Source organism: Veillonella magna DSM 19857 (assembly GCF_000428745.1).
Taxonomy (GTDB): Bacteria; Bacillota; Negativicutes; order Veillonellales; family Veillonellaceae; genus Veillonella_A; species Veillonella_A magna.
The window spans coordinates 22,692-37,870 of record NZ_KE386795.1; the positions used below are offsets into that span (position 1 = coordinate 22,692).

Genomic DNA, 15,179 nt, shown 5'->3' on the forward strand with positions numbered 1-15,179 from the left:
TTAAATTCTACTTTAGTAACAACTGAAGGTTGCACGCAAAAAGCAATGTAACTTTGATAGTTTTCATTTAAATTCTACTTTAGTAACAACTGAAGGCTAACACTCATATTGTAGTGGCAGTGCAGATAAAAATAAGCATTTCTGTCGGACTGCTACTCTTAAGTATTCTGATGAAATAATTATGCTATAAATTTTTCATATTTACAAGTCATTGATCCATTGTCGATAGAAGGGAAAATAGATCATACTAAGGGTCGACAGAGATTGTTTAGTGAGGCTGTGTCTGAATGATACTACTTGGTGTGTACTCCAAGTGATGAAGGCAAAGATGCTATATATAATCAGATGCATGTGATATACTGGGACTGGTAATAGCTGGTAGAAAATTGCATAATAAAAGAGATTTTTTTATGATATACCAGGTATGTATAAAAAGTGACGATAGGAGTTTGTAACAGGGTAAAGCACATCAAGTCAAATATAATTTGAACTTCATTATAGTAACAACTGAAGTCGTTTTCGGTTTTCCGAATGCTCTTGTCAAAAAAATTTTAAATTCTACTGTAGTAACAACTGAAGGCCGTCATCGGATACAACGCCTTCATAACATCCCGATTTAAATTCTACTGTAGTAACAACTGAAGCAGGATAAAATAGCTAGAAAATTTCTAGCACACTAAATTTAAATTCTACGGCAGTAACAACTCGAGTTTGTTTACGCTGCGATAGAGAGAGTAATCTCTTTTATTTATATTTTACTATTGTTGGCACAGAAGTGAGAAATTAATCCATAGTGGAATGTAAATTTCTACATATCATTGTGTCATGGCATATATTTGTGTATCAGTAATTCCAGAGTGGAATTAAAAAGTGAAACTTTTATATACTTAGTGTACTAATAATATTCTTAATAGCTAATTGCTTCGATACAATTAAAGGAAGAATTTAATCTTTGCATAGCGTTTACAATATATGAGATTATTGCATGTAATCTATGAAATATATTTATTTTTACTTGACAGAACAAAATTTAAGAGTAATAATTAATTTATAAATAAAGTAATTCCATGTTAAAATATATATAGAAAGGGTGAAACGTATAAATGCGTTTTTCGTTGTATTTCACGCTGGCGCATAATCGGCTTCCTACAGAGTTACGGCGTTCTATCATTAGCTTTATCAAAAATGCATTGACAGAAGCCAATGATGGAAGATACTTCACATCGTTTTTTCAAAATACAATCAATAAGTGCTATACATTTTCGGTGGTATTAGACAAGCCGGTGTTCAGCAGCGAATGCATTACTATTGAAAAACCTCGTATGAAGGTTAGTGTTTCGGCAACGGACGAGTCCAATGGGTTAGGTCGAATTTTCTTGAATTGTTTAATAAAACAAAAGCATAAAACATATCCGTTGGCGTTACAAAATCAGATGACCTTGGATCGTATTCAACTGGAACGAGAACAGAAAGTAGTAAGTGATCAAGTCTTGGTACGTACAAGTCCCGGTGGTGGACTGGTAGTTCGTAATCATGATAGAGACACGAACAAAGATAGCTACTATTGCTGTGATGATGCCGATTTTGTAACGGAGTTGGAGCGTTCGCTGTCCGATCAGTTAGATCGAGCCGGCTTTAAGGACACGGCCATTACAGTTACAGTGGCGGAAGCAAAAAAAGTTATTGTGTCACATTTTGGTCTTAAATTACCTATAACAGTGGGATATTTCATTCTTTCCGGTAATCGATTTACTCTTCAATATTTGCTTGACGCAGGGATTGGCAGTCGACGGTCGCAGGGGTTTGGCAAAATTGACAAAGTACAGGTATAAAAAGATAGAAGGTGTAAAGGCATAGCCTACAAGTTACTTGTGAAAGATATATAGCTTGGAAGGAGGGATACTGTGTTAATACATAATCCGGAAGGGAGTCAATTTGATACGTCAATCTTTGCTTCCGACTGGCGTTATTCTGCAGCCATTATAGGCTTACGCGAATATTTGGAGTCGTGTGGCGTTGAGTACAATGAGGATGCCAGGGCATACAATCCGGTTATCGATTGTGAAGATGAATGTTTTCAGTTTAACATGACAGATATTACGGAAGAACAATATATTCAGTTTGTCGGTGAATTTTTCGGCCCCTTGTTACAGCCTTGCCAATTAGAGAGAAAATTACGCGAAGCAGCTCCGCTTAGTGAAGACGACTTAAAAGAATGCAATGACTTGTTGACAGGGCAAGGGTCCAATACGATTCTTAAGAAAATATTTAATAAAGAAAAGATTAGCGAGGAAAATCGTGCGGAGATTCTTGATACCTTGCGGGCCCATAAGCAAGAGCTGGTACTAGAAACATATCGCAATAAGAAAAATCTTTATGCTAACTATGCCAACACGAATATGCTGCTCAAAGAGGCCGGAGAGGCATGTCGGTTAAACGGTTATTATCTTGATGTACCTAAAAAGGGAAAATCACAAGGGTATGGCTTTGATAAGGGGAGAATCGACAGTACGGACAGTATTATTTTTGATTTTATTCCCTTTGCGTTTTCTGGTGGACGAATCAAGTATTTTATTAATAACAGCTATAGTATTAAGCAGATGATAGCCGTGGCAGGAATCCTACGGGGGATTAAAGGTGATGAGGAGAGGAAAGGACGCCGGTTAACAGATACGCAGGTGTTGTGGAAATTTTTAATCCATATCATAAAGCATAATCCGGGAGATATTGAAATCATTGTTAAGGATCAAGACAAGGGATTTTTTGAAACAGTATATGTTCGCGAGAAAGCGATGAAAATATTAGAAGGCATGGAAAAGACCTTTACTATGGATGATCATGCCAATCCGGGACAAAAGAAAGAAGTAACTTTTTATCAGGCGCTATCGCGGATTTATAAGAGCGACAGTAGTCAAGATTATATCGATATTCAAAAAGAGGTACTCAAAGCCGTTTTACAAGATACGTTACTGGATAAATGGATTGAATTTTTTCTTAAGGAAAATGAATTTACGGCCAATGCGCATGTAAAGGCAGTGATTCATCGACTGATAGAAATAAACTTACAAATTAGAACTGGAGGGGATACGATGAAGAAAGCAGCAAAGCAAGCTTGGGCCTGTGCACAAGAAGTGCGAAAAAGCCCGGCTGTTAAGGAAAATAAACTACGAACCTATCGGACGAAATTGCTCAGTGCGATAGTCGGGCATAACTATGATAAAGCCAGCCAAATACTACTTCATTTATCGATTTACAGTGGTATATATTTCCCCTTTGCCAGTGAAATATTTGCTGATTTTGAACAGAATAAGGACGTATTTTACACCTTTATCGAAGCATTAGGGGCACCGGAAAAAGTAGAAGCATCGTCATCGGGTGTCAATGAATAAGTAAGGAGGAGAACCAATGAAAGCAGTAACGATAACAGTCATTGCTAACATGACATCAAATTATTCGGAAGGATTGGGGAATATTTCAACGGTGCAAAAGGTAGTTCGTAATCAGCGCAGTTATGCTATCCGAAGCCGAGAAAGTTTAAAGAATGCGCTTATGGTGCAAAGCGGTTGGTATGATGAATTAGCCACCACTGTTGACGGCGCCGTGCAAAAGGCTGTATCCGAAGTAAAAAATGCGGCTACCTGCCGCGCTCTCGATGCAGGCTATATGAATACGAATGTTAAGGTAGCCGGTGATAAGGGAAAGGCTACGTATATCCGCAAGAGTTCTTTTTTTCTAACCGATGCCATTTCGGTGGACCCCTTTGCCGATGAAACGCGATTCCATAATAATTTGTATTTAGCCACTATCGAAGCCAAACAGCAGGGGCTGAATGTACAAAACAGTGCTGATAAGGTAGGTCTTATGCCCTATCAATATGAATATGATAAATCCTATAAAGTATACAGCTTAACTATCGACTTGGAACAGCTGGGGCGAGATGATAATTTTAATGCCGAGGCGCCTAAAGAAGAAAAAATTGCTCGTATTAATGCGCTGTTAGATGCTGTCCGCGATTTGAATTTAGTTGTCAAAGGTAATCTGGATAATGCAGAACCTATTTTTGTAGTCGGAGGGATTAGTCCGCGTCGTACACACTATTTTGAAAATGTAGTTCACATGAAGAATGGGGCGTTACAGCTTACGGAAGATTTAAAGAATAAATTAGACCAAGGCTTCCATTGCGGATTCTTAGAAGGTGGCGGATTTACCAATGAAGAAGAGGTTAAAGCAGTATTAAAACCGCAATCGGTAAGTGCCTTCTTTGATAGGGTCAAAGCTGATGTAGCTGCGTACTATGAAGGAAAGTAGGAGGAAATCACAATGAAAGCGGTACGATTGCACGTAACGCAGCCGGTGGCCCACTATCATCGCGGTGAATCCATTGATAACCGCATGACATATCCCTTACCGCAGCCGTCGACCGTCATCGGGGCGTTACATGCGGCGTGTGGGTATAACTCCTATCATCCTATGGATGTGAGTATCCAAGGAAGATTCGGTTCGTTGCAGAAAGAAATTTTTACGAGCCATTGCTTTTTGAATACAGTTATGGATGACCGTGGTATGTTGGTTAAGGTGCCGAACGGTGAGTTTTTATCCGGACAATATATTCCGGTAGCCAAGGCAAAGAAATCGCAAGGGAATAGCTTCAAGAAGGGGATTACCATTGACGTTCTTAACGAAGAGCTATTGGAAGAATATCGGGCATTGCTGAGAAAAAAGGATGCCTTTGATGAGGAAAAGAAAGGGCGCCTTGCCGATGTATGCAATCCTTTGGAGAAGGAAGCCAAAGAATTACTGGTAGCGGCTAAGAAAGCAGGCAAAGAAGAAGCGAAGGCGCTAAAAGAAAAAGCAAAGGCATTAAAAGCAGAAGCAAAAGCGTACAAGGATGAGTTTAAGGATCGCGAAGAGCGCGAATACACGCTACCGATGAGCTGTTATAAGGATTTAACCACCATTCCTCAGTACTATGAAACCTTGTACGAAGTAGAGCTTGTTATTCATGTTCGGGCTGATGAAGACATATTACGCGATATTATGGATCATATAGATAATGTATCATGCATTGGTCGCAGCGAAGATTTTGTTACGATTGAGGATTGTCGGATGGTGGAATTATCCATCAACGAAACTGAAAAAGAGATACAATCACCATACACCATGTATGTATATAGTCCTGATTTTGACGAAATCATAAAGGCAACAGGATATCGTACAAAGTATTATGTATCTAAGGTATATCATCTGGAAGAGAAAACGGGAAAACGTATTTTTTCGAAGGTACCGGTTATACTTACATCATCGCCTTCGGTTGATGTTGAATGTGATGAAGACGGACGCACGTTTATTGATATAACGGAAGCAGATATGCCGTTGGTAGTTAATTTTTTATAGCAGTGACCGGTTAGTTCGCCGTTATGGCACGTTGATTAATGGCGTGTCATGCGGCGATTTTTTAGTATTGAGGAGTCGGTATGGAGATAACAATAGCAAATAATGTACGCATGGATATTGATGTATTGTTCGAACGGCTATGCGAAGCCATTGCCACGGAAGAATTGTCACACTACTATGCAAAAGGTAAAGGACGTGGCACTCACGATACTACGGCTTGGCAATCATTAAGGAGTCACCTGAAAGCAGTGGCAAGTAAAGCGAAGCAATTAATAGAGATTGGCGTACTTCCCGATGGCACAATGGAGATTGTTGCAGGAAAAGGACAAACAGTGTATAAAAAGCATCCGGCGCTTATCGTTCTTTTGGCTGCTTTTTTCCACGACATGGGAAAATGTAATGAACAGTTTCAAGAACGGGTTAAAAGTCAGAAGAAGACATATTTTAACAGTGCAGAAGAATTGCCCCACAATTATTTGTCTATTTTTTGTACTCGCCAAGCGATAGACGGTGTGTATGCATTGGAGGATGCTGAATGGCAGGATTTAGTGTATGCGATAGCGCATCATCACTTTCTCTTTGATGACATGGCTAAACGCATTGATAAGAGTGCCGTTTTAGAAGAGGTTAAAGAAAAGTTTTTACAGCAATTCTGCGCAAAGGCAACAAAAGTAAAAAAGAGAACGCTACGGGATGGTCTTGATCGTACTAATGTAAAAATTCCCATTGAAATTTGGAATTATCGCGATTATATTACGGGACTGCTCATGTTATGTGATTATGCGGCCAGCGGCGATCGAGAGGTAGCTTACGCCAATGAATTTTTGGAAGAGACCATGGAGCATGTGGTGACAACGTGGCGAGAAAAAAATCCGGACGCCGAATGGAACGACTTACAGCGATATTGTAAAGATCATCGCAATGCGAATGTCATGATTACCGGTGAAACGGGGATGGGAAAGACGGAAGGTGCACTTTTATGGATTGGCAATGAGAAGGGGCTATTCTTTCTGCCGCTACGTACAGCGATTAATGCAATTCATAATCGTGTGGTGGAATATGTAACGGCATATTACCGCTCCAAAGGATATGAAGACTATCGGCAACGTGTGCATGAGAGCACATCATTACTTCACTCTACCGGTTTATATCACTTGATGAAGACGGAAATCGAGGAGAGTCAAGAAGTAGACATGGCTGCATCGAATGCGTCGGAACTCTTTTATGAATTACTGGAGTGGCGTGAACGAGCTAAACAATTTTCATTGCCCCTAATTATATCTACGGTTGACCAGCTCTTTGACTTTGTATTTCGCTTAAAAGGGTACCAGCGAAAAATGGCAACCGTAGCTATTTCTAAAGTAGTAATTGATGAAATTCAGATGTATGACCCCAGACTGTTGGCCTATTTAATTTACGGTTTGGAGTGTGCCGTGCAATTAGGAGGAAAAGTCGCTATCATAACAGCGACTATGCCACCATTCATTCGCGATTTATTGGTACAGCATATACCCTTTGACGGGGTAGATACCGAACCGGGACGTATTGTTGATGGTCGTAGACAGCTTCATGCACTAGGAAACCCGTCGTTTTTCAAAGCAAAGCCACCGCGCCATTCGGTATGCATACGACCTTGTAAGATCTCGGCCGAGGATATTTTGACTTGTTATCGTCGAAACGAAACGAAGGGTAACAGCAATAAAATTTTAGTTATATGTAATACCATTGCCGATGCACAGCGTATGTATATTACTTTGCGCCAAGAAGTGGGTGAGGCGGTATCTATTTTTCACAGTCGGTTTACCGGTGTCGATCGAGCTAAAAAAGAAAGCCAGATTATGTCCTTTGGCAGGACGGAGCATAGTGGATCCGGCATTTGGGTAACGACTTCGATTTGTGAAGCCTCGCTAGACATTGACTTTGATGTATTGTTTACGGAGTTATCTTATATAACATCGTTATTGCAGCGATTGGGACGGTGTAATCGGAAAGGCAATAAGCCGATTGATGTATGTAATTGTTATATTTATACGGACATTGAAGATGCCTATTTAACAGAGTCGTACGAGGCAGGCGACAGGAAAAAGGGATTCATCGACCGAGATTTGTATGAAGCGTCGAAGGACGTATTGTTAACACTCGTGGATGATACGATGGATCCGTGTTCTATCGGAGTGTGTGCGGGCATACCGATGACGGAAGAAGAAAAATTAGCCTGGATTGAGACGGCATTCACCATGGATAGGGTGAAGGACAGTCGATTTATGAAGGCATATCGCGAGGAATATAGCGCGATACGAAACGGTGAGCTGGCCATTATTAAGAGTACAAATGATACGCCTGATGCAGTGATGGCGCGCAAGCTGCGGGATATTGATTCTATTGATGTGATTCCCGAAAAGGAAATTCTCTGTCATGACAGCCTTGATACCGATACATATGCGGCTATGGAGGCGGCCAAAGAGGTCCTTAATGATGGCAATGCTTCGGCAGCGGATAAGGAACGAGCAAGGCAAACTATTCAGCAGCATACCGTATCGGTACCGGGGAGTATTCGGTATCCAAGAAAAGATGGTACATTGGCAATAAGTAAATTATGTTATGAGGTTACACCGTATTGGAAAATTCCCAGAACCACACTGTACTATGACAATACCATTGGTTTAATTATGAAGGATGATATAGCTAGCGCCTATGAGGCTATGCTATCTCATACCGACGATGAAGCAAGCGGGAGAAATAATATGCTGTAAGCGCAGGGAGGTGAACGGTGATGAGTACATCGAATATACGGGTTACCGGCGTTATGCTTTACTACTATCTGGTGTGCCCGCGTAAGCTTTGGTATTTTGCTAACGGAATTACATTGGAGCAAGATAATGAATTGGTACAAATCGGGCGCGTTATCGATGAACAAACTTTTGCCAAAGAGGATAAGCATATCGAGATTGATGCGGTGATTAACATTGATTTTATTAAATCTAAGAAGGAGATTCACGAAGTAAAGAAAAGTCGTGCGGTGGAAGAGGCATCTATTTGGCAAATCAAATATTATTTGTATTATTTGAAAGAGCGCGGCGCTACAGGCCTTAGTGGTGTCATTAATTACCCGTTATTAAAAAAGAAAGAATACGTCACATTGACAGCGGATGATGAGCAGGTGCTTGACGATATGCTGGTAGATATTCGGCGTATTGTGACAGACACGAAACCACCGGAGCTAACAACTAAAAAAATTTGTAACGCCTGTGCGTACTATGATTTGTGCTATTTGTAAGAGGTGGGATTATGAAACAGAGCTTTTACATCTATTCGGCAGGGCGCTTGGAACGTAAGGATAATACGGTTCACTTTGTAACGGCAGAAGGCAAGGGGAGATACCTTCCTATTGAAACGATTAGTGATTTATATATTATGGGAGAAGTAGATGTTAACAGTCGGTGTTTAAACTTTCTGGGGGCAGCTAATGTGGCCGTTCATTTTTTTAATTATTATAGCTTTTATACAGGTTCTTTTTATCCGCGAGAAAAACAAGTAGCAGGAAAATTATTGGTTAAACAGGTGGAGCATTACCAAGAAGCAGATAAACGATTGACCTTGGCTAAGGCGTTTGTTCAAGGGGCTATGGACAGTATGTATAGAAATCTACGCTATTACAACAGTCGCGGTAAGGATGTGTCATCTATGATGGGAGAAATAAAAGCGATGGAAAGACCATTGTCGCGGGCCATAACAATTCAAGAGGTTATGGGCTGTGAGGGGATGGCACGTAAAGCATATTACAGCGCATGGAATACCATCGTAGATCAAGAAATTAATTTTACGAAACGAGAAAAACGGCCACCGACTACTATGATTAACTCCCTGATATCATACGTTAATATGTTGATTTACACGAAGGCACTAGGCGAAATATATCATACAGCACTAAATCCGACGATTAGCTATTTACATGAGCCGGGAGAGAGACGCTTTTCTTTGTGCCTTGATATTACGGAAATATTTAAGCCACTTATCGGTGATCGTTTGATTTTCCGTCTGCTAAACAAGAAGCAGATTACGCAGAAAAGTTTTACGGAGGGACTAAATTACCTGCATCTGAAGCCTGAAGCATCACGGCTGATTGCCGGTGAACTGGAGGAAAGCTTGAAGAAAACTATTATGCATAAGGACTTGGGTCGCCAGGTATCTTATCAATATTTGATGCGGTTGGAATGCTTTAAGTTAACGAAGCATTTTATTGGTGAAAAGAATTACGAGCCCTTTGTTATCTGGTGGTAGTACTGATGTGTGATAGGATAGCGTTAGAGCGATAGGTGTAATATTGGCTATCATCGCAGGAGGTATAATATGTATGTTATTTTAGTGTATGACATTGCTAAGGATGAGAATGGTGCAAAAGCATGGCGGCGGATTTATTCTATTTCTAAACAATATTTACATCATGTGCAAAACTCTGTTTTTGAAGGCGAATTGACAGAGTCAGGCATTGTTAAATTGCGAGCAGAACTAAAACAATGGATTCGCGATGATCTTGATTCTGTGTTGCTTTTTAAGAGCAGTGGGTCCAGATGGCTCAAAAAAGAGGTGTGGGGAAAGGAAGATAAAGCAACATCTAATTTTTTATAGATATCTTTATTTATGAAGAGAATAGAAATAGAGAGGTTCATATATCATATGAGTGTCATTTGCTAGACTTGACCGCTAGGATATATGAACCTCTCTGTTCTTATGCGATTAAATTGCCGAGGTATAAGGAAGCCTTTTGGGAATTACATCTTTACTGTTTCCCCTTCTAAAGCCGCTTCCGCTTCTTCTTGCTTTACATAGTCGAAGTAGCGTTTGGTTTCGGCAACGATAACGCCGGTTAAACCAAGAAGCGCGATTAGGTTAGGAATTGCCATGAGACCGTTGACGATATCGGCCAATACCCAGATAGCTTCCAATTTGAGGAAGGGACCGCAAGCGATAAGACCGATAAAGATCAACCGATACGGGAGAATAGCTTTCACGCCTAACAGGTATTCGATACAGCGTTCACCATAGTAATTCCAACCGAGAATAGTGGTGAAGGCGAATAGGGAAAGTCCAATCATGAGGAGAAGACTGCCCAGATTGCCATATACGGAAACGAATGCTTGCTGTGTCATAGCGGCGCCGTTAAATTCGCCGGACCAAGCTCCGGTTACGATAAGCGATAAACCGGTAAGCGTACAGATGATAATAGTATCGATGAAGGTACCTGTCATGGAGATGAGACCTTGTTCGGCAGGCCATTTTGTTTTTGCTGCAGCAGCTACAATAGGTGCACTGCCGAGGCCGGATTCGTTGGAGAATACACCGCGAGCTACACCGTTGCGAAGCGCCATCATTACCGTGGCACCGAGGAAACCGCCGGTAGCAGCTGTAGGTGTGAACGCACTTTCAATGACGGAAGCAATAGCTGCCGGTAGGGCATCGATATTAAAAATGAGGATGCCCATAGTAATTAGTAAATATAATAGAGCCATAGTCGGCACGAGTTTACCGGCTACACGAGCAATGGATTTCAACCCGCCAAGGGTAATAGAGGCGACCAAGACAGTGAGCACTATACCGGTATATTCCACAGGGATACCGGCTGCTAGCTGAGTAATTTCAACGATGGAGTTTACCTGGGCAAAGGTACCGATGCCAAAGTAGGCACAAAGTACGCCGAATAAAGCGAAGAGCACAGCTAAGGGGCGATACTTTTCTCCGAGTCCTTTTTCAATATAGTACATAGGACCGCCGGCAATATTGCCATTTTTATCAACGCTGCGGTATTTCACGGCTAAGAGACCTTCCGCATACTTGGTGGCCATACCGAAGAATGCTGCCAGCCACATCCAAAAGAGGGCACCGGGACCACCGGCTTTCAGTGCCGTAGCTACGCCAACGATATTACCGGTGCCGACGGTAGCAGCTAAGGCGGTCATCAGTGATTGAAAGCTGTTCACATCGCCGGACCCATCATTTTTAGAAGTGAAAATTAAGGTAAGGGCACGAGGCAGACGGACAACCTGCAATACACCGAGCCGTACGGTCAGCCAGATACCGGTGCCGACTAATAACATAAGAAGGGGTGGGCCCCATACAAACGAATCAATTTGGTTGAGTATATCTAACATACATACATCTCCTTTTTCTCAAACAGTAGGAAATAAGAGGGTGTTTTTGGTAATAAAAAAAACACCGGAATATGGAATATACTCTGGTGCAAACGAAGTCGTTACTATGGTGGCTTGTCACGCCGGGCTGCAGCCTACCGGGATGATAAGATACCAATATAAGCAATAAAAGGCAAATGTATAAAAAGCAAATGTATCACCACGGGTAATATCTACATTGCCGCGTATTACTTGGTTGTAACAATTTACGATGAGCTCTGTCCTTTGGCCTGAGAGATAAGGGATTGATTCGTAACTGACATTCCAATGATGGTTTATCGTGTTACATCGATCAGTCCCGTGCACCTTCGGCGCCCATTTAAGGGACTCTCCAGAGTTGTGTCCGCATACGGTTCCGCTCTTGTGAGCACCTGAGAGTTTTGCTCCTTCGGTAGGTAATCCTTCTCCCATATGTTTCATCCACGCCATATTGATTTGATGGACCTAATTATAACGAGGTCAATGAAAAAAAGCAAGAGGTTTGCACAAAAAAAATCTACATACAAGAGAAGAGTGTATCTTGTATGTAGATTTTCTTAGTCGCGTAGTCGTGTCAGCTCAATACATTCCTTGCCGGTAAGCTGCTCAATATCCATGACTAACATGTGCATGGACGGGCCACCGGTGGCGATTTCTTGTTCGCGTCGATCCATGGTAACCAAAGATTCCGGAGCGTAACGATCGGCCAGGATATGAGCTGCCGCCATAAATTCTTCCTTGTCGGTAATGATGCGCACACGTCCGAAGGCAATCGCACTGCGGTACAAGGTGGTAAATTTATGAGGGATAACAAGGTCGCTGTCGATGACGGTAAAGCTGGCTTTGTCATTTGCTGTAAGAGCATCGATTTTATGCCCTGAAAGAGCGGAGTGAAAATAGAGTTTATTATTTTTATAGGCATAGCTGATGGGAACGCCGTAAGGATATCCACCATCGCCAATGACAGAGAGTACACCGGAAGTGTTCTGCTGTAAAATAGCTTCGGTTTCACTCATGGGAAGCTGTTGTTTGTGGCGGCGCATAGAACGGAACATAGACTCATCCTTTCTGTAGAAAATGTATAATCATTGCCTATCGACCAATACCATTATATACTGAGGATAACAAAAAGAGAATGGAGGAAAGGTATAATGAGCGTAGGCAAGACATATATTCTCTGTTGTCCCACATTAAAGCGTGAACTATTGGCCGCCTTAGGTGAGGAGGAAGATAAGGTAACTAATAAAAAGGCAACGGCTACTGTGAGGGCCGGCGAGTTAAGTAAACCAACGGCTACTATGAGGGCCGATGAGTTAAGTACACCAATGGTAATTTATTTACCTGCCGGATTGCACAGTGATCCTGAGAAACTGCAGCGCTATGTACAAGAGCAGATTGATAAGTTGACCGATGCAATGCGTATCATCGTTTGTCCATCCGGTTGTGGCGGAGGCACTATTGGTTTGCGTGCAACACATGGTGAGCTGATTCTACCGCGCACGCGTGATTGTCTTGATATTCTTCTTAGCGGTGAAAGTCTTACTACGTTGCAACGACCTAAGCACAGTATTTTTTTAACAGCTGATTGGGCTGATTACATGAAGCAGTCTACTCTTGACTTGGATAGTCTCGTGAAGAGTAAAGGCCGTGAAGCGGCGGAAACATTTTTGCGACAGATTTATAAGGACTTCAAGGATTTTTACATTATCGACACGGGTACGTATAACACAAAAGAAGTAGAAGAGTATATCCGTCCGTTGGTGAATGTACTGGATGGGCGGATCCTAAGCGTCAAGGGAACATATGGTGTGTTACGTAAAATTGCACGACAGCAATTTGATGATGACTTCTTGATTGTACCGAAAGGCGGAGAAGTGCCGCCATCATACTATACGATAGATACGGATCTTTAAGTACAGACGTGAAGGCGGGGTGTGAATGAAACAGTCTACATTGTTTATTGATAAGGCAATCTCGGCGGCGGATTCCTATTGGAAGGCATACAGTAAGGTACCGTTTTTGGTTGCTATGGAGAAAGGAACACTTTCGCAGGATGCGTTTAGAAATTATATAGTGCAGGACAGCCTGTATTTACGTGCCTATTTAAAATGTTTTGGTTATGCAGTAGCGAAGAGTCGAACGCTTCGCGAAATGCAGCTTTTTTATGAAGCCCTCGGTTATGTAAGTGACGGAGAAAATAAAACGAGGTTAGCATATTTAGAAGAGTTTGGACTTAGTGATGCTGATATCGATGAGATGACACTAAAACCGGTGGGTAAGGCATATGCTGAGTTTTTGTTGACTACGGCAAAACAGGGAACAGTAGAGGATATTGTCATGGTCACCATGCCGTGTCTCATGGGCTATTATGATGTATTTACAACATTGGTAGGGCAGTCGCCACATTTGGCACATGGGTATTACGCGCCGATGGTTGCCGATTATACATCATCACGTTATGCTGCCTATATTGAAAGCTGGCGACAGGAGGTAGAGCGCCTGTGTGCTGGACTTGATAATGAAAGACAAGCGGCTCTCATTGATTTGTTTGTTGAGGCTAGTCGGCATGAGTTGGCCTTTTGGAAGATGTTATTGTGATTTCATAAAAAGTAGTAATATCTTAATTTAATAAAATTGGTAGATATTAATAGATACTAACTACCTTGCAGTCTTTTTTACACTGACAATTGTGTGTAATAGACTCTCGTGATATAATAAGTCAACTCCTGGCCATATAAGGCATTAGCGGTGTATATTAAGTGCAGATACATATGTTGTCATTGATAGGAGAGATTTGAGAGAAAGAGTATATGTAAAAGAGAGAGGTGTTATTATGGCACAAAATTTATGGAATCTAGTGACAGAACTAAAATCTGATGCTTATGAATGGGTTGGACTTAGTCATAGGCTGAACAATGAAAGTCCGGTGTGGTCCGGTATTCCCAAAGGCTCCGTTGAACTTGGAAAGCCTTGCTTTGATTGGGATAACGATATTTTGGAATGCCAGATTCAAACGTTTAAGTTCCCCGGACAGTTTGGTACGCATATCGACTTTCCCGGACACTTTGTACGCGGTGCAGCATTAGCGGAAGCCTTTGGACCTTATGATATGGTATATCCGTTGGTGGTAATCAATGTGGCGGATAAGGTAGCGAAGGATCAAGAGTATGCCGTGACGGTAGAAGATATTAAAGCCTTCGAAGCCGAGTATGGTCAAATTCCGGAAGGTGCTTTCGTAGCATTGCGTACGGATTGGTATAAGCATTGGCCAAATATGGATTTACTCAGCGGGGTTGATGCGGATGGGGTTGAGCATGCGCCGGGGTGGTCACTGGAGGCACTGCGCTATATTTATGAGGAACGCAATGCTGCCGGTAATGGTCATGAAACACTAGATACCGATGCATCGTATATAGTACGTGAACATGGCGATTTGGTTTGTGAACGCTATGTATTGTCTAAAGGCAAAATTCAGATAGAGTTACTGGCTAATCTTGATAGGGTAGCACCTACCGGTGCGGTGTTGTTTGCGGCGTGGGCTAATATTGAGGGAGCCAATGGATTACCGGTACGAGCTGTGGCAGTGCAGCCAAAACGCTAGAAAGGAATTAGTAAAAG

At 41.8% G+C, this 15,179-nt stretch carries 13 protein-coding genes and 1 riboswitch; of the genes, 11 read left to right on the forward strand and 2 right to left on the reverse strand.

The genetic code is table 11. The features are described 5' to 3' along the window. Nucleotides 1-1,103 precede the first annotated feature (1,103 nt). From G344_RS0107060 to cas2, 8 genes are all read left to right on the forward strand, one after another. Entirely contained in the window at nt 1,104-1,832 is a 729-nt protein-coding gene (locus tag G344_RS0107060; RefSeq protein WP_028255574.1) for a CRISPR-associated endoribonuclease Cas6, read from the forward strand. A 72-nt stretch (nt 1,833-1,904) separates the two neighbouring features. After that, on the forward strand, nt 1,905-3,389 hold the full coding sequence (gene cas8a1 / locus G344_RS0107065) for a type I CRISPR-associated protein Cas8a1/Csx8 (protein WP_028255575.1): 1,485 nt from the start codon (nt 1,905-1,907) through the stop codon (nt 3,387-3,389). 16 nt (nt 3,390-3,405) lie between these two features. Further along, nucleotides 3,406-4,308 carry a type I-B CRISPR-associated protein Cas7/Cst2/DevR gene (gene cas7i, locus G344_RS0107070; RefSeq protein WP_028255576.1) on the forward strand — a complete coding sequence of 301 codons (903 nt, stop codon included), beginning with the start codon at nt 3,406-3,408 and terminating at the stop codon, nt 4,306-4,308. A gap of 12 nt (nt 4,309-4,320) precedes the next feature. Next, nucleotides 4,321-5,394 (forward strand): CRISPR-associated protein Cas5, encoded by a 1,074-nt coding sequence (cas5, locus tag G344_RS0107075; protein ID WP_028255577.1) that lies wholly within the window; start codon nt 4,321-4,323, stop codon nt 5,392-5,394. Nucleotides 5,395-5,474: 80 nt separating this feature from the next. Next, nucleotides 5,475-8,147: a CRISPR-associated helicase/endonuclease Cas3 gene (locus G344_RS10990; protein WP_028255578.1), complete on the forward strand. Its 2,673-nt coding sequence runs from the start codon at nt 5,475-5,477 to the stop codon at nt 8,145-8,147. A 20-nt stretch (nt 8,148-8,167) separates the two neighbouring features. Then, complete coding sequence (gene cas4 / locus G344_RS0107085) at nt 8,168-8,671, forward strand: CRISPR-associated protein Cas4 (RefSeq protein WP_028255579.1); 504 nt, start codon at nt 8,168-8,170, stop codon at nt 8,669-8,671. Nucleotides 8,672-8,682: 11 nt separating this feature from the next. Beyond that, entirely contained in the window at nt 8,683-9,675 is a 993-nt protein-coding gene (gene cas1b / locus G344_RS0107090; protein ID WP_028255580.1) for a type I-B CRISPR-associated endonuclease Cas1b, read from the forward strand. 69 nt (nt 9,676-9,744) lie between these two features. Continuing rightward, nucleotides 9,745-10,023 (forward strand): CRISPR-associated endonuclease Cas2, encoded by a 279-nt coding sequence (cas2, locus tag G344_RS0107095; RefSeq protein ID WP_028255581.1) that lies wholly within the window; start codon nt 9,745-9,747, stop codon nt 10,021-10,023. Between the two features lie 143 nt (nt 10,024-10,166). On the opposite strand, the gene G344_RS0107100 is transcribed toward cas2, so the two are convergent. Both G344_RS0107100 and G344_RS0107105 read right to left on the reverse strand, forming a co-directional pair. Further along, nucleotides 10,167-11,543, reverse strand: a complete 1,377-nt coding sequence (locus G344_RS0107100) for an alanine/glycine:cation symporter family protein (RefSeq protein WP_028255582.1) — start codon at nt 11,541-11,543, stop codon at nt 10,167-10,169. Nucleotides 11,544-11,790: 247 nt separating this feature from the next. Further along, a riboswitch (glycine riboswitch) is annotated at nt 11,791-11,927 on the reverse strand. A gap of 191 nt (nt 11,928-12,118) precedes the next feature. After that, nucleotides 12,119-12,616, reverse strand: coding sequence for a pyridoxamine 5'-phosphate oxidase family protein (locus tag G344_RS0107105; RefSeq protein ID WP_028255583.1), 498 nt, complete (start codon nt 12,614-12,616; stop codon nt 12,119-12,121). Nucleotides 12,617-12,712: 96 nt separating this feature from the next. On the opposite strand from G344_RS0107105, the gene G344_RS0107110 reads away from it, so the two are divergent. From G344_RS0107110 to G344_RS0107120, 3 genes are all read left to right on the forward strand, one after another. After that, on the forward strand, nt 12,713-13,474 hold the full coding sequence (locus tag G344_RS0107110; RefSeq protein ID WP_038155254.1) for a DUF1638 domain-containing protein: 762 nt from the start codon (nt 12,713-12,715) through the stop codon (nt 13,472-13,474). A gap of 25 nt (nt 13,475-13,499) precedes the next feature. Continuing rightward, nucleotides 13,500-14,159 carry a TenA family protein gene (locus G344_RS0107115; protein WP_028255585.1) on the forward strand — a complete coding sequence of 220 codons (660 nt, stop codon included), beginning with the start codon at nt 13,500-13,502 and terminating at the stop codon, nt 14,157-14,159. A gap of 235 nt (nt 14,160-14,394) precedes the next feature. Next, nucleotides 14,395-15,162, forward strand: a complete 768-nt coding sequence (locus tag G344_RS0107120) for a cyclase family protein (protein WP_028255586.1) — start codon at nt 14,395-14,397, stop codon at nt 15,160-15,162. The last annotated feature ends 17 nt before the right edge of the window (nt 15,163-15,179 follow it).